24 protein-coding genes and 1 pseudogene are annotated in these 22,742 nt (G+C 74.9%); 13 read left to right on the plus strand and 12 right to left on the minus strand.

The genetic code is table 11. The annotated features are described in order from the left end of the window. Positions 1 to 5: 5 nt before the first annotated feature. On the minus strand, positions 6 to 551 hold the full coding sequence (locus tag ACZ7EG_RS12110; protein WP_471075958.1) for a pyridoxamine 5'-phosphate oxidase family protein: 546 nt from the start codon (positions 549 to 551) through the stop codon (positions 6 to 8). 421 nt (positions 552 to 972) lie between these two features. On the opposite strand from ACZ7EG_RS12110, the gene ACZ7EG_RS12115 reads away from it, so the two are divergent. Continuing rightward, on the plus strand, positions 973 to 1,947 hold the full coding sequence (locus ACZ7EG_RS12115; protein ID WP_471075961.1) for a nucleoside hydrolase: 975 nt from the start codon (positions 973 to 975) through the stop codon (positions 1,945 to 1,947). 63 nt (positions 1,948 to 2,010) lie between these two features. Here ACZ7EG_RS12115 and ACZ7EG_RS12120 read toward each other — a convergent pair whose 3' ends face one another. Further along, positions 2,011 to 2,946 carry an LAETG motif-containing sortase-dependent surface protein gene (locus tag ACZ7EG_RS12120; protein WP_471075964.1) on the minus strand — a complete coding sequence of 312 codons (936 nt, stop codon included), beginning with the start codon at positions 2,944 to 2,946 and terminating at the stop codon, positions 2,011 to 2,013. Positions 2,947 to 3,241: 295 nt separating this feature from the next. On the opposite strand from ACZ7EG_RS12120, the gene ACZ7EG_RS12125 reads away from it, so the two are divergent. After that, a complete protein-coding gene (locus tag ACZ7EG_RS12125; RefSeq protein ID WP_471075967.1) occupies positions 3,242 to 4,924 on the plus strand; it encodes a glycoside hydrolase family 13 protein in 1,683 nt (560 codons plus the stop codon). A gap of 541 nt (positions 4,925 to 5,465) precedes the next feature. On the opposite strand, the gene ACZ7EG_RS12130 is transcribed toward ACZ7EG_RS12125, so the two are convergent. Both ACZ7EG_RS12130 and ACZ7EG_RS12135 read right to left on the minus strand, forming a co-directional pair. Next, entirely contained in the window at positions 5,466 to 5,909 is a 444-nt protein-coding gene (locus ACZ7EG_RS12130; RefSeq protein ID WP_471075970.1) for a hypothetical protein, read from the minus strand. 86 nt (positions 5,910 to 5,995) lie between these two features. After that, positions 5,996 to 6,370: a DUF6479 family protein gene (locus ACZ7EG_RS12135; RefSeq protein ID WP_471075972.1), complete on the minus strand. Its 375-nt coding sequence runs from the start codon at positions 6,368 to 6,370 to the stop codon at positions 5,996 to 5,998. A gap of 277 nt (positions 6,371 to 6,647) precedes the next feature. Between ACZ7EG_RS12135 and ACZ7EG_RS12140 the strand changes: the two genes are divergently transcribed. Beyond that, positions 6,648 to 7,079: a DUF5994 family protein gene (locus ACZ7EG_RS12140; RefSeq protein WP_471075975.1), complete on the plus strand. Its 432-nt coding sequence runs from the start codon at positions 6,648 to 6,650 to the stop codon at positions 7,077 to 7,079. Positions 7,080 to 7,095: 16 nt separating this feature from the next. On the opposite strand, the gene ACZ7EG_RS12145 is transcribed toward ACZ7EG_RS12140, so the two are convergent. Continuing rightward, the gene (locus tag ACZ7EG_RS12145) at positions 7,096 to 7,458 is read right to left on the minus strand and encodes a DUF1304 domain-containing protein (RefSeq protein WP_471075977.1); all 363 of its coding nucleotides are present in this window, start codon (positions 7,456 to 7,458) and stop codon (positions 7,096 to 7,098) included. Positions 7,459 to 7,775: 317 nt separating this feature from the next. Between ACZ7EG_RS12145 and ACZ7EG_RS12150 the strand changes: the two genes are divergently transcribed. The 5 genes and pseudogenes from ACZ7EG_RS12150 (at position 7,776) to ACZ7EG_RS12170 (ending at position 11,967) form a co-directional block, all read left to right on the plus strand. Continuing rightward, positions 7,776 to 9,707 (plus strand): glycine-rich domain-containing protein, encoded by a 1,932-nt coding sequence (locus ACZ7EG_RS12150; RefSeq protein ID WP_471075980.1) that lies wholly within the window; start codon positions 7,776 to 7,778, stop codon positions 9,705 to 9,707. Positions 9,708 to 9,859: 152 nt separating this feature from the next. Then, positions 9,860 to 10,411, plus strand: a complete 552-nt coding sequence (locus ACZ7EG_RS12155; protein ID WP_471075982.1) for a tellurite resistance TerB family protein — start codon at positions 9,860 to 9,862, stop codon at positions 10,409 to 10,411. A 254-nt stretch (positions 10,412 to 10,665) separates the two neighbouring features. Beyond that, a pseudogene (locus ACZ7EG_RS12160) lies at positions 10,666 to 10,923 on the plus strand (hypothetical protein); the annotation flags it as partial. Beyond that, positions 10,920 to 11,282, plus strand: a complete 363-nt coding sequence (locus ACZ7EG_RS12165; RefSeq protein WP_471075985.1) for a DUF952 domain-containing protein — start codon at positions 10,920 to 10,922, stop codon at positions 11,280 to 11,282. The pseudogene ACZ7EG_RS12160 and the gene ACZ7EG_RS12165, both read left to right, overlap by 4 nt. A gap of 4 nt (positions 11,283 to 11,286) precedes the next feature. After that, a complete protein-coding gene (locus tag ACZ7EG_RS12170; RefSeq protein WP_471075988.1) occupies positions 11,287 to 11,967 on the plus strand; it encodes a DUF4328 domain-containing protein in 681 nt (226 codons plus the stop codon). A 51-nt stretch (positions 11,968 to 12,018) separates the two neighbouring features. Here the strand turns inward: ACZ7EG_RS12170 and ACZ7EG_RS12175 are convergent, their stop codons facing one another. After that, positions 12,019 to 12,870, minus strand: a complete 852-nt coding sequence (locus ACZ7EG_RS12175; protein WP_471075991.1) for a putative RNA methyltransferase — start codon at positions 12,868 to 12,870, stop codon at positions 12,019 to 12,021. A gap of 427 nt (positions 12,871 to 13,297) precedes the next feature. Between ACZ7EG_RS12175 and ACZ7EG_RS12180 the strand changes: the two genes are divergently transcribed. Beyond that, positions 13,298 to 14,278: a cytochrome c oxidase assembly protein gene (locus ACZ7EG_RS12180; RefSeq protein WP_471077056.1), complete on the plus strand. Its 981-nt coding sequence runs from the start codon at positions 13,298 to 13,300 to the stop codon at positions 14,276 to 14,278. A gap of 55 nt (positions 14,279 to 14,333) precedes the next feature. On the opposite strand, the gene ACZ7EG_RS12185 is transcribed toward ACZ7EG_RS12180, so the two are convergent. Genes ACZ7EG_RS12185 through ACZ7EG_RS12200 form a run of 4 tightly spaced genes read right to left on the minus strand, consistent with a single transcriptional unit; the run spans position 14,334 to position 16,321 of the window. Next, the gene (locus ACZ7EG_RS12185; RefSeq protein ID WP_471075994.1) at positions 14,334 to 14,861 is read right to left on the minus strand and encodes a hypothetical protein; all 528 of its coding nucleotides are present in this window, start codon (positions 14,859 to 14,861) and stop codon (positions 14,334 to 14,336) included. After that, positions 14,845 to 15,336: an RNA polymerase sigma factor gene (locus ACZ7EG_RS12190; protein ID WP_031113208.1), complete on the minus strand. Its 492-nt coding sequence runs from the start codon at positions 15,334 to 15,336 to the stop codon at positions 14,845 to 14,847. Before ACZ7EG_RS12190 ends, ACZ7EG_RS12185 begins: the two co-directional genes overlap by 17 nt. Beyond that, positions 15,333 to 15,947, minus strand: coding sequence for a class F sortase (locus ACZ7EG_RS12195; protein WP_471075998.1), 615 nt, complete (start codon positions 15,945 to 15,947; stop codon positions 15,333 to 15,335). Before ACZ7EG_RS12195 ends, ACZ7EG_RS12190 begins: the two co-directional genes overlap by 4 nt. Then, a complete protein-coding gene (locus ACZ7EG_RS12200) occupies positions 15,944 to 16,321 on the minus strand; it encodes a sortase-dependent protein (protein ID WP_471076001.1) in 378 nt (125 codons plus the stop codon). Before ACZ7EG_RS12200 ends, ACZ7EG_RS12195 begins: the two co-directional genes overlap by 4 nt. Positions 16,322 to 16,526: 205 nt before the next feature. Here ACZ7EG_RS12200 and ACZ7EG_RS12205 point away from each other — a divergent pair, with 205 nt between their 5' ends. From ACZ7EG_RS12205 to ACZ7EG_RS12220, 4 genes are all read left to right on the plus strand, one after another. Continuing rightward, positions 16,527 to 17,702 (plus strand): NAD(P)/FAD-dependent oxidoreductase, encoded by a 1,176-nt coding sequence (locus ACZ7EG_RS12205; protein ID WP_471076004.1) that lies wholly within the window; start codon positions 16,527 to 16,529, stop codon positions 17,700 to 17,702. A gap of 109 nt (positions 17,703 to 17,811) precedes the next feature. Further along, positions 17,812 to 19,149, plus strand: coding sequence for a hypothetical protein (locus ACZ7EG_RS12210; RefSeq protein ID WP_471076007.1), 1,338 nt, complete (start codon positions 17,812 to 17,814; stop codon positions 19,147 to 19,149). A 97-nt stretch (positions 19,150 to 19,246) separates the two neighbouring features. Next, complete coding sequence (locus tag ACZ7EG_RS12215) at positions 19,247 to 20,494, plus strand: AAA family ATPase (RefSeq protein WP_471076010.1); 1,248 nt, start codon at positions 19,247 to 19,249, stop codon at positions 20,492 to 20,494. Next, on the plus strand, positions 20,491 to 21,762 hold the full coding sequence (locus ACZ7EG_RS12220) for a vWA domain-containing protein (RefSeq protein WP_471076013.1): 1,272 nt from the start codon (positions 20,491 to 20,493) through the stop codon (positions 21,760 to 21,762). The genes ACZ7EG_RS12215 and ACZ7EG_RS12220 overlap by 4 nt, the downstream gene beginning before the upstream one ends. Positions 21,763 to 21,770: 8 nt before the next feature. Here the strand turns inward: ACZ7EG_RS12220 and ACZ7EG_RS12225 are convergent, their stop codons facing one another. Continuing rightward, positions 21,771 to 21,974 carry a glycoside hydrolase family 97 C-terminal domain-containing protein gene (locus ACZ7EG_RS12225; RefSeq protein WP_471077060.1) on the minus strand — a complete coding sequence of 68 codons (204 nt, stop codon included), beginning with the start codon at positions 21,972 to 21,974 and terminating at the stop codon, positions 21,771 to 21,773. A 72-nt stretch (positions 21,975 to 22,046) separates the two neighbouring features. Then, positions 22,047 to 22,628, minus strand: a complete 582-nt coding sequence (locus ACZ7EG_RS12230) for a hypothetical protein (RefSeq protein WP_471076016.1) — start codon at positions 22,626 to 22,628, stop codon at positions 22,047 to 22,049. Positions 22,629 to 22,742: the final 114 nt, after the last annotated feature.

The following is a 22,742-nucleotide window of genomic DNA, read 5'->3' on the forward strand; positions in this document are numbered from 1 at the left end:
CGAGCTCAGAACGTCCACCGTGTGTGGCTGTAGACCCCGTTGTCGCGGCCGAAGCCGTAGGCCGTGTCCGGGGCCACCGCGAACACCACCGCGTCGCCGCGGCGGAACGCGTCCCCGATGCCGTGGAAGGTGCCCTCGGGGGAGGTGATGTGCGGCCCGTACTTCGTCTCGTACGCCGTGATCACCTCCTCCAGCAGCGCACGGTCGCCGACCGGCTCGGCCGTGCCCTCGACCACGAGGTCGAGCCCGTCGGTGAGGGAGTTCGCCCCGGTCGTCAGCGCGCAGTGCGCGTCGTGCGCGAGGTTCTTCGCCTTCTGCTCCTCGCGGCCGGTGGAGAAGTACAGCACCCCCTCGTGCCAGGCGGCGATGCACGGCGTGACGTGCAGCCGGCCGTCGGGCCGCACCGTGGACACCCAGAAGATCTCGGCGGCCTCCAGACGCGCCTGCGCCTCGGCCCATTCGGTGGCGGTGACCTCCGAGGCACCCGGGCGTGGATTGAGTGCGGAGCTGTAGCGGGCGTCGAGTTCGGTCGTCGGTCGCTGTGCGGGCATGGCGGGACTCCTTCGTCGTCTCCTGCCCGTAACGACCGGCCGACGGGTCCGGAATCATCGCCGCGTCCGTTCGTGTGGCCGTACGAGGTGGGTCAGTCCGCCGTCCAGCCCCGGAGCTTGTGGGGGTTGAGCACGGCCCGGACGCGCTGGCCGGGCCGCCCTCACGGGCCGGGCCGCCCTCACGGGCCGGGCCGCCCTCACGGGCCGGGCGGCCCTCGACCGCCACGACTGGGGCGTCAGCGGGGCCCGCGGCATGGGGTCGGCCGGAAGGTGATGCTGGAGTTCGATGTCACGGCGTACGCCGGTCCTGACACGGGCACTGCGGCAGCCCGGAGCGGGCCGCCGTCCAGGTCGTAAGGTCGCTGCCACGGGGCTGGTGCCGCGGCGCCGGCCCGCGAAGCCACTGGAAGGAGTCCCCGCCGTGACGGACGGTCAGCGCATCCCGGTGATCATCGACTGCGACACCGGCGTCGACGACGCCCTCGCCCTGCTGTTCGCCGTACGGCACCCCGCGCTCGACGTGCGGGCGATCACCTGCGTGGCCGGGAACACGGGCGTGGACGGTGTCGTGCGCAACACCCTGACCGTGCTGGAGCAGGCCGGCGCCCCCGACATCCCCGTCGCCCGGGGCGCCGAACGGCCGCTGATCGAGGCTCCCCGCTCGGCTCAGCACGTGCACGGGCACGACGGCATGGGCGACCTGGGCCTGCCGGAACCGGCCCGCAGGCCCGCCGACGTCGACGCGGTGACGCTGCTGCGGCGCGAGATCCTCGCCTCCCCGCGCCCGGTCACCCTCATCCCCACGGCCCCCCTCACCAACATCGCGCTGCTGCTGCGCACGCATCCGGAGGTGGTCCGCAACATCGAGCGGATCGTCTTCATGGGCGGCGCGGCGGCCGTCGGCAACGCCACCCCCGTCGCGGAGTTCAACGTCTGGCACGACCCGGAAGCGGCCGCGATCCTGCTCACCGCCGGGGTGCCGATCACGATGTACGGGCTGGACGTGTTCACGCGGGTCGTGGTGCCGGCGGCGGATGTGCGGAGGCTGCGCGAGAGCGACGAGCCCGGGGCACGGCTGGCCGGACAGCTCCTCGCCCATCGCCCGGCCCATCCGGACAGCCGCCCCGACGACCCCTCGGAGACGGCCGGCGGTCTCGGTGACGCGGGTGCGGTGTGCGCGGTCGCCGACCCGGAGGGCCTGACGACCCGCCGCCTCCCGGTGGACGTGTCCCTCGCGCCCGGACCGACGCGCGGCATGACGATCGTGGACCTCCGGCCCCGCCCGGGCGAGTCGGAGCTCCACGAGGGCACGCGCGAACAGCCGCTGGTCGACGTCGGGTTGGACGTGGACGTGGAGCGCTGGGTGAAGCTGTACCTGGCGACCGTCGAGGCATGAGAACGCCCGGGGTGCCGTCGCCGCCGGACGACGGCACCCCGGGCGTCCGCGGGGTCTGCCGTGCTACGCGCCGCGCTTGGCCGCGCGGCGGCGGGTCACGACGACGAGGGCCGCGCCGCCCGCCAGCAGGGCCGCCGCACCGAGGGCGATCGGGCCGGTGCTGCCGTCGGCGCCGGTCTCGGCGAGGTCGCCGCCACCGCCGTTCGGCTTGGGCGCGACGGGCGTCGACTCGGAGGCGCTCGGGGTGGGCGTGTCCGTGTCGGAGGACGGCGGCGTCGAGGGTTCGGCCGGCTCGGACGGGGACGCCGGAGGCGTGGTCTCCTCGGCCGGCTCGGACGGGCTCGCGGGCGGCGTGGAGGCGGGCGGCTCCTCCTCCGCCGGCGGCGGGGTGATGCACTCCTTGGTGCCGCCGTTCCAGGCCGCGATCAGCTTGTCCTTGATGACCGGGCGGTCCGGGCCCTTGGGCAGCTCGCCGTGTTCGAAGCCGTCCTTCGCGTCCAGCTCGCCGTCGAACTTCACCGCACCCCGGTAGAGGTCGATCTGCCCGAAGCAGTCCTTGTCCGGGATGGCGATGTCGAGCGAGTCGGTGCCGCCCTGCTTGACCGTCACCGAGTCGAAATCGACGAACACCTGCTCACCGGAGGTCGCGAACGTCGCGCCGTGGGCGAGGTAGGAGGCGAGGGAGGCCGTGCAGGTGGCCGCGTCGCCGGCGGCGCGGACCTTGATGTGGACCTTGCCGTCCTCGGTCGGCTTCAGGTTCTGGTCGTCGACCTTGACCGAGTCGTAGAAGTTCGTGCCGTCGAGCGAGAACTGGCAGCGATCGGTCCCGGTCTCCGTGCCCGCGCCCGTGCCGGGCTTGTAGCTGCCGCCGGACGACCAGCCGTCGCCGCCGGACGTACCCTGCGCGAACGCGGTGGTGGCGGAGGCGGCGCAGAGGGCGAGGGCCGCGGCGCCCGTCCCCAGCAGGCGGCGCGCGGTGACACGTCTCGCTATGGACATGCGTATCCCATTTCTTGGCGTGTGCAGAACCCGGGTGACGGCATGCGGGCAGCGCGCGGCGCACGGCTGCCGGGGCCGCACCGGAGGGTGAGTGGTCTGAGAAACACTGGGCTCATTGGTCACATGCGCCTCAGTGAAGCCCATCGTGGCGGCGCTGCAGCACGCTGTCAACCTGCGGTGACGCAAAGGAAGTTGCACTGCCATCACACTTTCGTCACAGCAGGAATGGATCGCTCCGATCGGCGCGATGGTTCTTTTTTCCGGCATTCTGGACAGGTTCAATGCTGTCGCCCGTATGCCCGGAGAAGGAGACCCCGTGACCGATCGCTCGACCCTCGACCTGTCGTCCCGGGACCCCGACTGGTGGCGCCAGGCCGTCGTCTACCAGATCTACCCCCGCAGCTTCGCCGACGCCGACGGCGACGGACTCGGTGATCTGCGCGGCATCACCCGCCGCCTCGGCCACCTCGCCGCCCTGGGCGTGGACGCCCTGTGGCTGAGCCCCTTCTACCCGTCCGAGCTCGCCGACGGCGGCTACGACGTCGAAGACCCCCGGGGCGTCGACCCGCGCCTGGGCACCCTCGACGACTTCGACGCCCTGGTTGCCGAGGCCCACCGCCTCGGCCTGAAGGTCATCGTCGACATCGTGCCCAACCACTCCTCGCACCGGCACACGTGGTTCCAGGAGGCCCTGGACGCCGGGCCCGGCTCGGCCGCCCGCGACCGTTACGTCTTCCGGGACGGCCGCGGCGAGCACGGCGAACTCCCGCCCACCGACTGGCAGTCCGTCTTCGGCGGCAGCGCGTGGAAGCGGGTGCCGGACGGGCAGTGGTACCTGCACCTGTTCGCCCCCGAGCAGCCCGACCTCAACTGGGAGAACCAGGAGGTCCGCGCCGACTACCGCACCACCCTGCGCTTCTGGTCGGACCGCGGGGTCGACGGATTCCGCGTCGACGTCGCCCACGCCCTCGTCAAGGACCTGAGCGAGCCGCTGCGCGACCTCGGCCGGGCGGAACTGAACCGCGCGGAGGCCCTCACCGCGATGCCGCCCGGCACGCACCCCTTCTACGACCGCGACGACGTGCACGAGATCTACCGCGACTGGCGCAAGATCCTCGACGCCTACCGCCCGCCCCGCATGGCCGTCGCCGAAGCGTGGGTGCCCGGCGCCCGGCGTGCGCTGTACGCCCGGCCGGACGAGCTGGGCCAGGCCTTCAACTTCGAGTACCTGCAAGCCGGATGGGACGCGCAGGAGCTGAGGCAGGTCATCACCGACTCGCTCGCCACCGCCCGGGCGGTGGGCGCCTCGGCCACCTGGGTGCTGTCCAACCACGACGTCGTACGCCACGCCTCCCGTCTGACCCTGCCGCCCGGCACCGACCTCAACGCCTGGCTCCTGGCCGGCGGACATGCCCCGGCCGTCGACGAGGCGGCCGGGCTGCGCCGGGCCCGGGCGGCCACCCTGCTGATGCTGGCGCTGCCCGGCTCGGCGTACGTCTACCAGGGTGAGGAACTGGGCCTGCCCGAGGTCGCCGACCTGCCCACCGAGGTGCTCCAGGACCCGATCTGGGAGCAGACGGGCCACGTCCGCAAGGGCCGCGACGGGTGCCGGGTGCCGCTGCCGTGGACGACGACCGGACCGTCGTACGGCTTCGGGCCCGGCGGTGCCTGGCTGCCGCAGCCGCCCGGCTTCGCCGCCTACGCCGTCGAGGCCCAGGACGGGGTCGAGGGCTCCACCCTGGAGCTCTACCGCAGGGCTCTGAGGCTGCGCCGCAAACTCCTCGACGGTGAGGAGCTGACCTGGGCGGACGACGCCCCGCAGGGCGTGCTCCGGTTCGACCGCTGCGTGGGGTGGCGCTGCGTCACGAACCTCTCCGACGCGGCGGTCGAGCTGCCGGCGGGTGAGGTGCTGCTGAGCAGCGCACCCCTGGAGGACGGCCGGGTCGGGCCGGACACGACGGTGTGGCTCGGGCGGTGAGTGCTCGGCGGTGGTGCGGTGGTGCGGCGGTGCCGTAGTGCCCCGTGCCCAGTGCCCCGTGCCCCGTGCCCCGTGCCCCGTGCCGTAGGGCATCGTTCGTCTGCGGCGTCGTCGTGGCTGGTCGCGCAGTTCCCCGCGCCCCTTGAGGGGCGCGGGGAGCTCGTGTGGCATTCAAGAGCGCGGGGGACTGGCGTGGCACTGGAGGGCGCGAGGGAACTCGCGTGGCCTGGCGGCTCCCGACGGCACCTGGGCGTGCACCCCGGGTCCGGCCCTCCCCGCGGGTGCCAACCGGCTGCAGGCGGTCGCCGCTCAACGGGGGTGAGTGCGATAAGCGAGCAGATGGACATCGTGGTCGCCCCGGGCGACACGGGTCAGTAGCGGCTGCCCGGACGACACGGGTCAGTAGCGGCCGCCCGGGCGAGGTGGGGCAGTAGCGGCGCCCCGGGCGACACGGGTCAGTAGCGGGCCGCCGGGGCGAGGTGGGGCAGTAGCGGCGCCCCGGGCGAGGTGGGTCAGTAGCGGGCCGCCCGGGCGAGGTGGGTCAGTAGCGGACTGCCCGGGCGACCTCGGTGCGGATCTCACCGGACAGGTCGTGGGTGCTGCGTGCGGTGGCCGTGGCGGAGTGGCCGGCCTGCACGTGGTCCACCGTGACGATGACCGTGTCGACCAGCTGCCCCCCGGCGTCCCGGAAGTCGACCTGGACGGCGAAGGACCGCGTCGCGTCGTCGGTGTTGCGGGCCGTGACCTCCGTACGGACCCGGCCGTCGGAGCCGGTGACGGGCCGGCCGGCCTGCACGTCGGCCTTGACGTCGATGCCGTCGTGGATGTCGTCGAGCCGCCGCTGGGCCTCGGCCGTGGCGGACTCCACACCCCCGGAGGCCTCCGAGGCGATCGACCTCACGGCGGACTCCGCCTTGCTCGCGGTGTCCGAGGGGCTGTAGTCGCCGCCGCAGCCGGTGACCGCGGCGGACAGGCACAGCGCCAAGGCGGCCCCACCCGTCGCCCAGCGCCTGCGGTGGCGGGCCCACGCGCCGCCTCCCGGGGGCCCGCCGGCTCCAGGGCCTCGCGGCGTCATGTGCGTCCGAGCCCGCCGCCGCCGAACGATCCGCTGGATCCGGGCGACCAGCGGCGCCGTTTCTGGTCCTTGCCGGTCTTGGTGCTCGCACGGTGGAGCTCATGGGGCATGATCCGCTGGCCGTCGCGTGCCACGACCGGCACGTCGTCGGGCTCCCGCATCTCCCGGGTCTCGCGGACCGGCCCGCCCTCCGGGACGTGGGGCTGCTCCTCCGGAGCGGGGTGATGGGTGTCCTTGTCCATGACCTGCATCCCGACCCGCACGGCCCAGATCAGCGCGCAGGCCACGATCAGCCCGCCGACGAAGGCGATGGTCACGGCGACCGCGTGATCTGACGACGCCGCCAGTTCTGCATACGTAGCCGTATTCATGCCCCAAGTATCACTGACGGAATACGATAAAGCGCCCGGAATGTCCTACCGCTCCGCATGCCTGCACCCCGGCCGCGGCGGTGACGGCCCGAGGGATGCCGCGCGCCTTCCGGCACCGTCCGAAGGGGCCGCCGCGGCGGTGGCCTGCCGTGCCGCGGTACGGGCGCGCCCGGCCCCCGCACCGCCCCACGGGGTACGGTGGAGGAACGGAGGGTATGCCGCAACCAGTGGCCGCACCGGTCTCCCGGCCGCCCCCGGACCGCAGCAGGAGCCCCCGATGAACTCCTCCTCCTTTTCCTCCGCCTCCTCCTCGTCGCCGTCACCGCATCCCGCACCGCGAGAAGCGCGGCTGCGCATCGCCGAGCCGACGCGCTACGGCCGTACGGCACGGCGGATCGACGGCGCGTGGTGGCCCCGGTCGGACGACCTGGCCGAGGAGCTGCCCGGACTGCTGGGTGTGCTGCCGCGCGCCTGGGGGCGCATCAGCAGCGTCCTGGTCCACGGGGACACCTGGCCGGACTGCCCGGCACAGATCGTCGTCGCCGGGCAGACGGTGCACGTCGGTCACAACGACGCGCCCTCCGCACCGCACACCGTCTGCCTGCTCGCGCCCGGCCGGGGCCGCTACGACCTGCTGGTGGTGCCGCCCGCGACGGCGGATGCGGAGGCCGGCCGGCTCATGGAGGGGGCCGTCACCCAGGGCGCGTGACGCCCTGCCTCGCCGCTCAGTGCGCCGACAGCACCAGCGCCAGGGCGGCCAGCGCCGGAACGGTCTGCACGAAGAGGATCTTCCGGCTGGAGGTCGCGGCGCCGTAGAGCCCGGCGACCGCCACGCACACCAGGAAGAACACCGAGACCTGGAAGCCCACCGGGTCGGACGCCACCGCGCCCCACACCAGACCGGCGGCGAGGAAGCCGTTGTAGAGACCCTGGTTGGCCGCCAGGGCTTTCGTCCCGGTGGCGAACTCGGCACTGGTACCGAAGGCCGCCCGGGCCCTCGGTGTGGTCCACAGGAACATTTCCAGCACCAGGATGTAGACGTGGAGCGCGGCGAGGGCCAGCACCGCGAGCGTGGCGACGGTCGACATGCACTCATCATCACAGGCCCGCCCGGTCCGTCCTTCCTTCGGGCCCTCCCAGGAGGCGGCGCGGGGCCACGGGTGGCAGATTGCGACGAGAGGCCGGGTCCGGCCGTCGCGTCCCCGCGTGTGCCGCTCGGGAGCCGGACCCGGTCTTCCCCATGACGCGTACGCGCCCGCACCGCCGCCTCGTGTCCGGAATCAGCCATTCTCGGTTGACCAGCGGCCTCCGGTTTGATCAGCTGTCCCACCAGTCGTGTTCGATTCTGATCGAGCAGTTCATGGCTCCCGGGGGGGAGCTTGTGACGTGTGGGGGAGTTTCCTTGATGCATCACGGTCCCGCCGTGCCGCGCCGCGCCGGATTACGGCTCGGCGCCGCGGCCCTGACCTTCGCGGCGCTGGCCGCCGCCACCGCCCTGGCGGGCGCGCCGGCCGCGACGGCCGCGGGCGGCCCGGCGCCCGCCGGGAAGGCGTGCACGCCGACGGAGGGCTTCTCCGGCTGCCGCCTGTTCGTCCCGACGGACGCCAAGCAGGACTTCAAGGTGCCGTCCGGGGTGACGGGCCTGGACGTACGGGCCTGGGGAGAGGGCGGCGCCGGCAACTCCACGGCCCGCGGCGGTGCGGGCGGTTTCGTCGCCGGCACCGTGAAGGTCACCCCCGGAGAGGTGCTGAGCCTCGCCGTCGGCGGACCGGGCTTCGGTGACGCCCTCGGCGGCAAGGCCGGCAGCAGGAACGCCGAGCGGGGCGGCAACAGCAGCGCCATCCGCACGAGCGGCGGCTCGGCGCTGGTCGTCGCCGGCGGCGGTGGCGGCGCGGGCGGCGACATCCCCTATGGCCAGGCCGGTGCCGCCGGAGGCGAGAACGGCCAGGACGGCACCGAGAAGGACCGCGGCGGCAAGGGTGCCACCGGCGCGAAGGGCGGTGCGGGCACCGGCAACGGCGCCGCGGGCGCCGACCACGCCAAGGGCGGTGCCGGCGGCGCCGGCGGTGCGGGCCGTTACGGCGGTGGCGGCGGCGGTGCCGGATACGCCGGCGGCGGTGGCGGCACCGGGGCCGAGACCGGCTCGTCCACGGGCGACGACCCGGCCACGGGCAGTGGTGGCGGCGGCTCCGGCTACGCCGAGCCGGCCCGGGTGGACGACGCCCGCCTCGTCGTCGGCGACACGTACACGGCGCCGGAGAAGAAGGACCCGTTCTGGGCCTCCTCCGACAACCCGATCGATTCGGGCGTGGCCGAGGGCGGCGTCAACGCGCCCGGCGGCCCCGGCCGGATCGTCCTGCAGTGGCGGCAGTCCCCCGCCACGGACCGGCTGATCCAGGTGTCCGGCACCGACGCCACGACCAACCCGGGCACCGACGTCGAGCCGCTGGCCGTGGTGGCCCGGGACAAGGACGGCAAGCCGGTCGCCGACACCTCGGTGACCTTCAGCGTCGAGGACCCGGACGGTCTGAAGCCGTTCTTCCACCTCACCGGCGGTCGCCACGGCGACGAGAGCGCCGTGGCGACCGACGTCCAGGGCCGTGCGCAGACGCCGTGGATCGGCCTGGGCAGCCGCAAGGAGGGCTCGTTCACCGTCCGGGCGAAGACCCTGGGCGCGTCGACGGCCTTCACCGTGCGGGTCAAGGAGTCCCCGTACACCGTGAGCCGCGCCGGCGGTAACGAGCAGAAGGCCGAGCAGGGGCAGGACTTCGCCGACGCGCTGCTCGCCCGGGTGGTGAAGTCGGGCGCGACGGTACCGGCCGGCACCGAGGTGGAGTTCCGCGTCGAGGACACCGGCGAGGACGCTCCCCGCTTCGAGGGCGAGGACCGGGTGGTCCGCGTGAAGACCGACGACTCGGGTGTCGCGACCGCCCCGGCCCTGACCGCCGGTGAGGGCACGGGCACGTACACCGTGGCCGCGTCGGTGGGTGACGCCATGACCCAGTTCGCGGTCGAGGTCGTCCCCGGTGACGGCTCACCGGAGCCCGGCCCCGGCGACGAGTCCGGCTCCCCGTCCGCGAGCCCCACGACCGACCCGAGCCCCTCTGCCGAGCCGAGCCCGTCGAGCAGCACCGCCACGTCCGGCACGACCGGAGGCGACGGCACCTCGACCACGGGCGGCGGCACGTCCACCGCCCTCGAAGGCGGCAGCCTCGCCTCCACCGGCGCGGGCGGCATGGGCCTCCTCCTCGCGGCGGCCGCGGCCCTGGCCGCGGTGGGCTTCGCGGCCTTCCGCCTCGCCCCGCGCCTGAAGCCGCGCACCCGCGACGGCGCCTGACACCGCGTCCCCCGACGGCCCGCACCCGGTCACCGGGTGCGGGCCGTCGTCCTTCGGTTTGCGGAACCTTTACCCGTGGGCCGGGCGTTGGACGGGTGTGCGCGCATGAGCAGGTGCACCAGGTGATGCCGACTAGTACCGAGGTGACGTCAATGGCAGTGTGGGACCGGCTCAAGGACCAGGCCAAGGCCCTCCAGCAGGGTCAGGGGGCGCGGGGCGCGACGACCGGTGGACACAGCGGCGGGACGAGATCCGGCGGTGGCGGCAAGGCCCAGCTCGTCGGCCTGCTGAAGACGCAGCTCGGTTCGCTGAAGAACGAGCTGAAGAGCGGCGCTTACCGGGACGCGAGCATGGCGATGTGCGCCCTGGTCGCAGCGGCCGACGGGCACGTGGACCCGGCCGAGCGCCAGCAGGTCGAGTCCATGATCCTCAGCAACGACGTGCTGCAGAACTTCCCGCCGGAGCAGCTCCGCCAGCGGTTCAACAAGCACGTGGACCAGCTGACCGCCAACTTCCAGCTCGGGAAGTCGGAGGCGATGCAGGAGATCGCCAAGGCCGCCAAGAAGCCCACCGAGGCCAGGGCCGTGATCCAGACGGGCATCGTCATCGCCGGTTCCGACGGCGACTTCTCGCAGGCCGAGCAGATGGTCCTGCGCGAGGCGTGCGCGGCGCTGGGGGTGTCCCCGGCCGAGTTCCAGCTCTGATCAGCGAGCGGGGGCGTGGCTCCTGTCGGCCGTGACGGGAGCACGCCCCTGTCTGGCCGCCGTCGTGAGGGGAGCACGTCTCTGCCCGCCGTCGTGGCGGGGGCACGGCCCTGCCCGCCGTCGTGAGGGGAGCACGTCCCTGTCTGCCCGCCGTCGTGGCGGGAGCACGTCCCTGCCCGCCGTCGTGAGGGGAGCACGTCCCTGCCCACCGCCGTGAGGGGAGCGCGCCCCTGTCCACCGCCGTGACGGGAGGCAAGACCGGAACGGGCGACCACGGCAGGGCCGACGCCGTCGCGATCGTCCAGCCGCCCAGCCCCGCTCCGCCCCGCCCTGCCCGCCCAGCCCGTTCCGCCCGCCCCGCGGCGCTCGTCCTGGCCGTCATGACCGACCGGCCCGGATACCGCGCCGAGCCTTCGGGCGCCCTGATCGCCGAGGCGGCCCGGCGGACCGTCGCCGCCCTGGGGCTCCCGGGGCTCCCGGGGCTGCCGTCGCCGTCTATAACGGGGCCATGATCTATCACGTCGTCCCACGCACTGTCTGGACCGCCGCCACCGGCGGGACGTACGCGCCGGCCTCCCTCGCCGAGGAGGGCTTCGTGCACTGCTCCCCGGACGAGGCGACCACGCTGGCCGTCGTCAACGCCTTCTACCGGGACGCGCCAGGACCCCTGCTGGTGCTCGCCCTCGACGAGACGCGGCTCACCGCCGAGGTCGAGTGGGAGGCGGCGGCCCCCGCCCCGCCGCCCGGCGTCTCCGGTGACGTCCTGTTCCCGCACGTCTTCGGCCCCCTCGACCGGGACGCCGTCGACCACGTCCTGGAGGTGCGGTTCGACGAGGCGGGCCGGGCCACGGAGTTGCGTACGGCAGGATGACGGGGTGATCGAACGAAAGTCCACCCCCGCCGACCCTCCGCCCAGCCTGCGCCCCGTCCGGGGAGCGGCCCGCTGCGCCGTCGCGGCCCTCGCTCTGGCCGGAGTCGCCTGGACGGTCCAGGCGGTGTGGCACATCCGGCTCGCCGTCGCGGGGGAGCCGGCGTCCGGGCCGCCCGACCAGGGCGGCGGGGTGCACCGTCCGCTGAACGCCCTGGAGGACTCCTACCACCTGGTCGCCAACGTGGGCAGCGCCGTCACGGTCGTCTGCGCGATCATGTTCCTGTTCTGGCTGGACCAGGTGCGGGACAACGCCAAGGCCCTCTCGGGCGACGCCCCGCGCTACAGCGGCCTCTGGCTCTGGCTGGGCTGGATCGTGCCCGTCGTGAACCTGTGGATACCCCGGGGCGTCGTCGCGGACGTCCACCGCTCGGTCTTCCCCGAGCGGCCGCTGCCCGCCGTCGTGAACTGGTGGTGGGGCCTGTGGCTGGCCGGTCTGGCCGGCGGCGTGGGGATCATCTACGCCGACGACACGGACGAGGTCATCGCCCGTGCCTACAGCGAGGTCCTGCCGCTGCTCGCCGCCGACCTGGTGATCGTGGCCGCGGCCGTGGCCGCCGCCCTCATGGTGCACACGCTCACGACGGCCCAGCAGCGGCGCACGGACGAACCGGCCCCGGCGGCATAGGGCTCGGCCCCGGCGGAACGGCGCCCGGCCCCGGCCGCCCAGGACGGGGCCCTACCGCGGTTCCCGGCGCGGCCGGTACACCGACGCGACGAACGAGGCGGTCACCCGCACCGGCACCGCCATCTCCGCCACCCGGCCGCGCAGTTCCGCCGCGTCGACGTGACGCGCGGCCGGACTCATGGCCACCAGGGCGGCGACCTCCCCGGCCGTGAGGCTCATGGCGTACTCCAGCGGCTCGGCGCGCTCGCGCCGGAAGTGCGCCCCCAGGGTCCGGCACAGGCGGTCCTCCTTCAGCGGGTCGACGGCCGGCAGCCCCGTGGACGCGCGCAGTTCGCGCAGATGCCGGGCGGTGGGGGTGACGACGAGCAGCGCGCCGTCCGGGCCGAGGACGCGGTGGAACTCGGGCCCGTTGCGGGGCGCGAAGACGTTGAGGACGAGGTCGGCGCAGCCGGTGCGCACGGGCCAGGGCCGCCACACGTCCCAGCCGGCGGCCTCCGCCCGGGCATGCGCGCGGGCCGCCGCGCGCAGGGCGGCCACGGAGCTGTCCAGTCCCAGCCCCAGGGCTTCGGGGAGGGCGTCCAGGACGGCCGCGAGGTAGTGGCCGGTGCCCGCCCCGGCGTCCAGGACGGTGGCGTCCGGCGGGGCCAGTTCCGTGGCGAGTTCCGCGAGGGCGCGGGCGAGCGGGTCGTAGTGCCCGGCGCCGAGGAACGCGGCGCGGCTGCGGACCATGTCGGGGGAGTCGGCGCTCGGTGCCCGCCGGTGGCCGGTCAGGAGGCTGACGTAGCCGTGGCGGGCGATGTCGAAGGTGTGGCGGCCGGCGCACCGCAGGGCGCCGTCGGTGCGACGCAGGGCGGCCGGGCACAGGGGGCAGGTCAGGACGGACAGGAGTCGGTCGGAAGGCAAGGGTGCTCCTCGGAACGCGGCGCACCGCGGTGGGGCGGTGATGCGCGCGCGGGCGGCGGACGGTGAGGCGTCGGCGCCCGTCGGCCGGCTCGCCGTGAACCGGCAGCCGGGGGGCGGGTACGCCGAGGACGGCGACGTGAGCGACTCACGTCGCCGTCCTCACCGCGGCGTCAGAGGAAGCAGTGAGGCAGGGCGTTGCATGCCAGTGCCATACGGCCAGGCTACCGGGCGCCGCCGAACGTCACGACGAGCCGCCCGTCCGAGGCGAACGACCAGCGCGGGGCACCGGCGCAGGAGGAGCAGCGGGGGCCGTTCGAGCCGGCCGCCCGCACAGGCATGAACAGCTCCGGGTGCTGTCCGGCGCCCGCCCGCCCACCCTGCCGCCGCCTCCCGTGACTTCGGCGGCTATCGTCCGCTCGTGAGCGAACTGTCGGCTGTGTACCTGCCGGAACCGACCGCCGGACGGCTGCTGGGATCGTGGCAGTGGGACGTCCCCGCCCTGCTGCTCGTCGCCGTGCTGGGCGGGCTCTACGGCTGGGGTGTGGTCCGGGTGCGCCGGCAGGGCGGGTCCTGGCCGCCTGCCCGCCTCGCCGCCTTCGTGCTGCTTGGGCTCGGCGCGATCGTCGTGACCACGATGTCCGGCCTGGCCGTCTACGACCGTGAACTGTTCTGGCCGGCCGCCGCGCAGAACGTCGGGCTCGACCTGCTCGCGCCGCTGGGTCTCGCCCTGGGCGACCCGCTGCGGCTCGCGGTGGAGGCGCTGCCGGAGAGCGGCGCGGCCCGGGTACGGCGGGCGCTGACCGGTCGGATCGTCAGACTGCTGACGTTCCCCCTCGTCAGCACGGTCCTGGTGCTGGCCACCGAACTGACCGTCTACTTCACGCCGTACTTCGCCACCGCGCTGCGCGTGGGCTGGCTGCACGAGCTGATGTACCTCCATCTGCTGGCGGCCGGCTGCCTGTTCGTGCTGCCGGTGCTCACCCGCGAGCAGGCCCTGCCCGCCTGGTGCACCCACCCGGTCCGGGCGGCCCTGGTCTTCCTGGACGGGATCGTCGACGCGCTCCCGGGGCTGGTGGTCATGACGCACGGCACCCTGATCGCGGGCGCCTGGTACCTGCACCACGCGCCGCCCGGCTCCGACGTCCACCACGACCAGCGGCTCGGCGGCGGCGCCATGCTGGGCATCGCCGAACTGGTCGCGGTCCCCTTCCTGCTGACGGTCCTCGCGCAGTGGGCGCGGACCGAGCGCGACGGGACGGCCGCGATGGACCGGCGTCTCGACGCCGAACTCGCCCCCGCCGCCCCGGTCGCCGCCGCGGACGGGACCGCCGAATTGGTCCGGCCCTGGTGGGAGACCGAGCAGGGCGAGGTGGCGGAGCGGGTGCGGAGGCAGCGGCCGGGTGACTGACCCGGGGCCCTCCGGCGCCGGTCGGCGGTGTCCGTCCGCCCCCCTCCGGCGCCGGTCAGCGGCTGCCGTCCGCCGCCCTCCGGTCCATGCTCGGGCGGGCCTTGGACGGGACGGGCTCCACCGAGGTGGGTGTGGCCGACGGGGCGCGGGACACGGCCTCCCGGCCGGTCGCCTCGTCGGTGACGGGGGTGCCCGGGGCGGATGTGCGGGGGGTGCCGGTGCCGGGCCGGGGCGTGCCCGGGGCCGACGGGCGGGACTCGGACGGGGACGGCTCGGGGGTGGGGGGCGTCGAGGGAGTGGGCGGCTCCGTCCTGGAGGCGGGCGGGGCCATCGGGACCGTCGGAGTCGTGGGGCGCTCGGGTGCCGTGTGGCGCAGGGGGACGGCGATGAGGACGGCCGCCACGCAGCACAGGCCCGCCCCGGCCGCGGTGCGCAGCAGGCGGCGGCGGGTCGCCCGGCGGCGGATCGTCTCGTACTGGCCGGGGGGTGCGCCCAGGTAGTCGGGCGAGGAGGGGCGCAGGATCACGGCGAGGGGGTCGTCGGGGCCGGACTGCGGGCCGTCGTCGTCAAGGCGTGTGGTCAAGGCTTCTCCTCAGGTGGACGCGGAGCAGTTCCCGGGCCGCGTGCAGGTCGGCCTTGACGGTTCCTTCCTTGCGCCCGGTCAGCGCGGACACCTCCCGGATCGGCATGTCAGCGTAGTAGTGGAGGAGGATCGGGACGCGCAGTCGCTCCGGCAGCGACTGCACGAGCAGCCGCACCGACGGGTCGGCCTGTTCGGGGTGGGGGCGCACGGCGGCCTCCGAGGTGACGCGGTGCATGGCCCGGCGCTCGCGCTCCAGCTTGCGCCAGTGGTCCCGGACCAGGTTGGCCGCGGTGACGTAGAGGAAGCCGCGTGGTTCCTCCACGGACGTCCAGCGGGCCCAGAGCCGGGTGAACGCCTCCGAGGCGATCTCGTGGGCCGTCCCGTCGTCGTCGACGAGCCGGCGGCACCAGCCGGCGAGGCGCGGGTAGAGGGCGGCGAACAGCTCGGACGCTGCCTTCTCGCGGGACCGTTTCAACGCTCTCCAGAGGTGGGGGACTTCGTACCGCTCAGGGCCGCGAACACGATCACGTTGTCCGCGTAGCCGTCGCCGGTCCGTGCTCCGCCGCACGTGATCAGCCGCAGCTCCGGGCGGTCCACGTTCCCGTAGACGTCGTCGGCCGGGAAGTCGGTTTTCGGGACGGTCCGCACCGCCGTGACGGCGAACTCCGCCGCGGTGCCGTTCTCCAGGCGCGCCACGATCCGGTCGCCCCGGTGCAGCCGGGCGAGCCGGCGGAAGACGCCGTCGCCGTACGGGCCGACCGTGACATGGCCGAGGATCACCGACGGGCCCTTCGCGCCGGGCGTCGGCGAGTGCCGGTACCAGCCCGCCCGGTCGTGGGCCGTGACCGGCGGCACCTGCACCGTGCCGTCGGCCGCCAGGCCCAGCCGGATGACCGGGGTGTCGACGCCGATGGCCGGGATCAGCAGCCGGACCGGGACCGAACGGGCCAGGGGGCGGGCCCTCTTCGCCGGGACCGGCCGGGCGGTGTCCGCCGGCCGGGGCGCGCCGCTCCCCTGGCTTGTGCACGCCGTCAGCAGGGACGCCAGCGCCCCGGCCGTGAACGCGCGCCTGGAGAACGGGCTCATGCGCCGGTCGCCCGGCGGCGGCGCACGACGAAGACCGTGCCGCCGCCCAGGGCGAGCACCGCGGCGGCGCCCGCGCCGATCGCCGTACCGCCGGTCCCGTAGGCGCCGGTCGCCGCCAAACCGGTGTCGGGCGCTCCGCTCGGCCGCACGGAGACCTGTCCGTCGGCCGGTGCCCGGGTCGGCTCCGCGGTGGGCGTCTTGCGGGCCGGCTCGGGTGCCCGGGTCGGCTCCGCGCTCTCCGCCGGCCGGGTGGAGGGCGCGGCGTCCGAGGGGACCGGGCTCGGGGTCGCCGGCCCGTCCGCGAACGCGGGACCGGTGCCCATCAGGACGGCGGTGCCCGCGAGGGCCAGGACGCTCAGGACAGTTCGGCGCATGGAATCGCACTCCTTCGTCGGTCCGCCCGACGGTCGGCGGGCTGGGTGACAGTTCGTGCGGAGAGACGAGGCGGCACCGGGGCGGGTTGTAAAGAGATGGCAAAGTCGCCGGAGGGTGGACGGACACCGCCCGGTCCTCGACGCCGGGGGCCGCGGCGGCGCACGATGGCGTTCCGACGTGCAGAACCCCGGAAGGGATGGCCCGTTGACCTCCTCCCCCGTCTTCCCCACCGTCCCCCGCACCGCCGACGTCGTGATCATCGGCGGTGGCGTGATGGGCACCGCCGTCGCCTTCCACCTGGCCGAGGCCGGAGTGCGGAACATCGTCGTCGTGGAACGCGGCGAGCTGGGCCGGGGGAGCTCCGGCAAACCGATCGGCGGCGTACGGGCCCACTTCTCCGACCCGCTCAACATCGAACTGGGCAGCAGGAGCCTGCGCGCCTTCCGCGACTTCCCCGAACGCCCCGGCGCCGACATCCGGCTCGACACCGTCGGCTACCTCTTCCTGCTCACCACCGAACAGCAGGCCGCGGACTTCGAGGACGGCGTCCGGCTGCAGAACTCCCTCGGCGTCCCCAGCCGCATGATCACCCCCGGGGAGGCCCGCCGCCTGTGCCCCTACGTCAGCACCGACGGACTGGTCGCCGCCGCCCACTCGCCCGCCGACGGGCACGCCCGGCCCGCACTCGTCGTCCAGGGCTACGCGCGGGCGGCGGCCCGGGCCGGGACCGTCCTCGCCACCCACACCACCGTCACCGGATTCGACACCGCCGGCGACCGGATCACGGCCGTCCGCACCGACCGCGGACGCATCGACTGCGCCACCGTCGTCTGCGCCGCCGGCGCCTGGTCGGCCCACATCGGCGACCTGGCCGGCGTCCCGCTCCCCGTGCGGCCCGTGCGCCGTCAACTGGCCTTCACCACCCCCCTCGCATCACCCGCCCCGCGCATCCCCTTCACCATCGACTTCTCCTCCTCGGCCTACTTCCACAACAGCGACGACGGCCTGCTGTTCGGCCTCGCCGACCCCGCCCAGCCCGACGGCTTCGACACCACCTGGACCCCCGAGTGGCTGGAGCTGTTCCGCGACGTCGTACGCCACCGCGCCCCCGCCCTCGCCGGCATGGCCACGGCGGGCGGCTGGGCCGGGCTCTACGAAGTCACCCCCGACCACAACGCGCTCATCGGCCGCTCCACCGAGGTCGTCAACTTCCTCTACGCCACCGGCTTCTCGGGCCACGGCTTCCTCCAGGCCCCGGCGGTCGGCGAGATCGTCCGCGACCTCTGCCTGGAGCGCACACCCCGCGTCGACGTCGGCCCGCTGGCCGCCGACCGCTTCCGCACCGGCGCCGGGACCCGGCCCGAGTCGCACATCGTGTGAGGCGCGAAATATTCGGCTGCGCACGGGAGTCGGCGCCGTTAGCATCCGACGCGATGACGACTCACAGCCTGAACAGATTGGGGGACCCGTCCGCGCAAGGTGAGTGCTGATGCCCACCGACCTCGCGAACGGGGAATCCCCGCTTTCCTTCTGGCCGCGCGTGCGCGAGTTCGCCGTGCCGCCCTCCATGATCGAGACCGCGACCGCGCGCCGCCGTGCCGGTGACTGGGCCGGTGCCTGCGCCGCCGCGAACATCGACGTCGACCTCCAACCCCGCTTGGTGGCAAGGCGATACGGCCGGGACGTCGCCGCCCGGCTGCGGTCCGACCTCCGCCACCTCGCCCCCGACCTGCTGCGCTGGCACATGCCGAGGATCGCCCCCGACGGGCTGCTGCGGCCGGGCCTGACCATCGCCCTCGCCCGGTACGGCACCCCGGGCGCCGGAGCGCCGCACCTCGTGGTGCGGACGCCGCCGGCCTGGGCGGACGCCGGGCAGCGGATCAGCCTCGCCCTGTGGGACGCGTCCCGCACGCGGGAGACCGGCCGGGGCCATCCGCACCCCCGCCCCAGCAGGCGCTTCCGGTTCGACCTGCATCCCCACCTGTGGGACGCGCGCCGGGCCGGTGAGCTGCGGGCGCGCTCCGGTGACGGCGGCCCGGCCCCCGATCCCGGCGGGTTGCTGCCGCCCGGGCACCGGTGTGCCGTGGACCGGTGGGCGGCCGAGGCGGAGCTCCTGCTGCGGGCCGAGGGGCGGCCGCGCGGCCGGGTCTGCGTACGGCTCGGGGCCCGGAACCGGATGGTCCTGGACGTGCCGGGCGACGGCCGTGGCGCCGCCCTGTCGTACGCGCCCTCCCGCGGCCCCTCCCTCCCCGTGCTGCCCGACGCGGCGACCTGGGTGCTGCCCGACCTGGAACTGCTCCGGGCCGGGGCGATCGACGCCGGACGCCTGCATCCGCTGGTCGCCTCGGCGTTGGGGGCCGAGCGTCCCGGCACCGCCGGGACGCCGGAACGGGCGGACGACCCGCGGGTGGTGGAGTGCCGTGGCGCCCGGCACCGGATCGGCCTGGTCGACGGCGTCCTGGCCGCCCTCGACCACGATCCGGCCGAGGTCCGCCGGGAGGAACTGCTCGCCGCCTTCGGCGGGCCGCCGCTGCCCTGCCTGCGGGCCGTCGACGAGGCACACCGCCGGCCCGACTGCCTCCCCGGCGTCCGCGAACGCCTCCAGCACGGCGACGTCGCCGGTGCGCTCGCCGCCGTGGAGACCCTGCTGGGTCCCGAGGCGGTGCTGCGTGACGGCCCGCTGCGGGACGCGCTGGAGACGGCGGCGCGGCGCCGCATCGCCCACGGGCTGTACCGGGCGGGCCTGGAAGGACCCGCGCCCGGCAGCCTGCGCCCCTGGGACCGCCGCCGCTCCCGCGGCGACGGCCCGCACCCACGCCACATGTGACCCGACCCGACCCGACCGGGCCGGCTCCCCGCTTCTTCCTTCTTCTTCCTTCTTCGTCCCACCGAGACGGCTCACCACCGGCAACAGGTGATCACCCATGCGCACACACATCTCGCCCCTGCCCGACACCGCCACCCAGCTCGACGTGGCCGGAGACCTGCTGGCCCTGCTGCGGGACACCACCACCGAACCGCGCCCCGACATCCAACTGGAGGCCCTCACCCTGGCCGTGGCCGCCGACCTGCCCGTGCTGCTGTGGGGCGAGCCCGGCATCGGCAAGACCGCCGCCCTGACCCAGCTCGCCACCGCCCTGGACCTGCCGCTGACCACGGTGATCGCGAGCGTGCACGAGCCGTCCGACTTCTCCGGGCTGCCCATCGTCGGCGACGACCCCGCCGAGCAGGGCGTGCCGATGGCCCCGCCGGACTGGGCCGTACGCCTGGTGCGGGCCGGGCGGGGACTGCTGTTCCTCGACGAACTGTCCACCGCGCCGCCCGCCGTGCAGGCCGCCCTGCTCCGGCTCGTGCTGGAGCGGCGGATCGGGGCGCTGCGGCTGCCGCCGGGTGTGCGGATCGTGGCCGCCGCCAACCCGCGCTCCTCGGCCGCCGACGGCTGGGAGCTGAGCCCGCCACTCGCCAACCGGTTCGTCCACCTGCAGTGGACGCACGACACCGACGTCGTCGTGCGCGGCCTCGGCGGGGTCTGGCCCCGGGCGACCCTGCCCCGGCTCGACCCGCGGAAGTTGCCGGAGGCCGTGGACTTCGCCCGCCGTGCCGTGTGCGGGCTGCTCGGCGCACGTCCCGCGCTCGCGCACCGGCTGCCCAGCGGCGAGGTGCGCCGGGGCGGGCCCTGGCCGTCCCCGCGCAGCTGGGAGATGACGCTGCACCTGATCGCCTTCGCGACCGCGGCCGGCTCCTCCCGTGACGTCCTCTCCCTGCTGGTGCGGGGCACGGTCGGGGACGGGCCCGGTCTCGAACTGCTGGCGAGCCTGGACCGGATGGACCTCCCGGACCCCGAGACGCTGCTGGCCGACCCGACCGGTGCGGTGCTGCCCGCGCGGGGGGACCTGCGGCAGGCCGCGCTGGACGGGGTCGTGGTCGCGGTCCGCAACCGTCCCGAGCGGGCCCGCTGGGACGCGGCCTGGACGCTCCTGGTCAACGCCCTGGAGACCGGCCCCCCGGACGTGGTGGTCGTCCCCGCGACCACCCTCGCCGCCCTGCGCCGCGACGACTGGGACGTCCCCGCGTCGATCGAGCGCCTGGCGGGAGTGGTGTCGTTGTCCCGGCGCGCGGACCGGACCACGGCGGCGGTCGCCGCGGCGGCAGCTGCGAAGGCGGGCCGATGACGACGAACGCCCCCGACACCACCGCCGCCCCCGGGACCGCCCCCAAACCCCTCGACCGGGACAAGCTCTTCACTGCCCGGCTGCACGCCGCCCGCGTCCGTCCCTACCTCGCGACGGCCCTCTTCGCCCTGCATGTCGTCGAGTCGCGGCGCGTGCCGACGATGGGCGTCGACCGGTACTGGCGCTGCTACGTCTCGCCGGGGTTCGTGGACCGCACGCCCGTCGAGGAACTGGCGGGCGTGTGGGTGCACGAGGTGTCGCACCTCCTGCGCGACCACCACGGACGCAGCGACAGGGTCGCGAAGGAGCGGGGCCTGCACGGCCCGGCGGAGCGCCTGCGGATGAACATCGCCGCCGACTTCGAGATCAACGACGACGTCTACGGCGACGGCCTGGCCCGCCCGGCGGGAGTCGTGGAACCGGGTGATCTCGGTCTGCGCGAGGGCGAGCTGATGGAGGAGTACCTGCGGCAGTTCAGCCTGGGCCCGCGTGCGCAGGACCTGGCCTGGCTGGACTGCGGCAGCGGCGCCGACGGCCTGGACCGGGAGTGGGAACTGGGCCCGGACGGCGCGCACGGCCTCAGCGAGCGGGAGCGGGACGCGGTCCGCTTCCGGGTCGCGCAGGGCATCACGGGCCGCCCCGGGCACGCCCCGCAGGGCTGGCGGCGCTGGGCCGAGGAGGCCTTCCACCCGCCCCAGCCCTGGCGGGAGCTGCTGGGCGCGGCGGTCCGCTCGGCGGCGTCCGGGCCCGGCGCGGGCGAGGACTACACCTACGGCCGGCCGGCCCGGCGCTCCACCGCGCTGCCCGGCACGGTCCTGCCGAGCCTGCGCCGCCGCCCTCCCCGCGTGTCCGTCGTCATCGACACCTCCGGCTCGGTCAGCGACGCCGAACTGGGCAGCGCGCTCCTGGAGGTCGCCGCGATCGCCCGGGCCGTGGGCGGACGCCGCGACCTGGTCAGCGTCGTCCCCTGCGACGCCTCGGCCGGGGTCGCCCGCCGCCTGTGCCGCGCCGAGGGCATCGCGCTCACGGGCGGCGGCGGCACGGACCTGCGCGCCGGTTTCACCCGAGCCCTGCGCACCCGCCCGGCTCCCGACGTCATCGTCGCCCTCACCGACGGCCAGACCCCCTGGCCGGGCACGAGACCCCCCTGCCGCACGGTGGTGGGCCTGTTCCCCCGCCACTACGAGAACCACGCCTTCGACGAGTCCGACCCGGAGTACGTCCCGGACTCACCCCCGGAGTGGGCCAGGGTGGTGGAGATCGGCTGACCGATCCGTCAGCTCGGCCTCGGCACGACCGCCTGGCCGCCCGCCGGGGCCATCGCCACGTCGAGGGTGTCGTCGCGGGTGACGGTCCGGGTGCCGACCACGACCGGGGTCCGGTACGGGTTCGCGGCCGGGGTGCCGTCGGCGTAGACCGTCGCCGTGTACGTGCCGCCGCCGAGGAAGGACAGCGGCAGCGACAGGGTCCTGGACGTGATCTCCCCAGTACCCGGCGGTAGTTGCGGTGTTGTTCACGCGCGGAGCAACCGCACGGCCGGTCGTGGCACCGGTCAGTCGATGCGGGCGCACAGGTCGTCGGTCGTCCCGTGGACGAGGCGCACGTCCTTGAACCCGTCGGCGGCGATGTCCATCGTGAAGACGCCGTCGACGACGTACAGACCGCGCGGCAGACTGCCCCGGCCCTCCCCGACGCCGACCAGCACCGGCCCCCGCACCGCCCAGAACTGCGAGCCGTCGCGCCGGTGTTCGACGACGGCCGAGCCGCTCACGTCGGCGTCGTGGGAAGCGCCGGTCGCGGTGTTCGTGACGCGTACGACGAGATCGCCCCGGTACGCCACCCGCCGTACCGAACCGTCGGGGTGGGTGCTCAGCACCCGCTGCTCCACCTCGTCGACGACGGGCTCGCCGTGGACGGGGAAGTCGCACCGCATGCCGGCGCCGACGTCCCACGGTGCGGAGGGCGCGGGCTCCCAGCCGGGCGCGGTCGGCTGAGCCGCGGCGGAGGCGGGCTGTGTGCGGGGCGTGTTCGCGGTGGAGACGGGCTGCGTGCCGGGCGTGTTCGCGGCGGAGGCGGGCTGCGTGCCGAGGAGCGCGGCCGCAAGTGCCAAGGGGGCGAGCAGGGTTGGGCGCATGGTTCTCCCTGGGAGGAAGGGCGGAAGAAAGGTGCGCCGAAGTCTCCCCACCGCTTCTGACCAAAGCCTCACCACGCCAGGCCGGGGCCACGGCCGCACGGCTACGCTGCCGGG

This window comes from Streptomyces sp. NPDC037100, assembly GCF_055606225.1.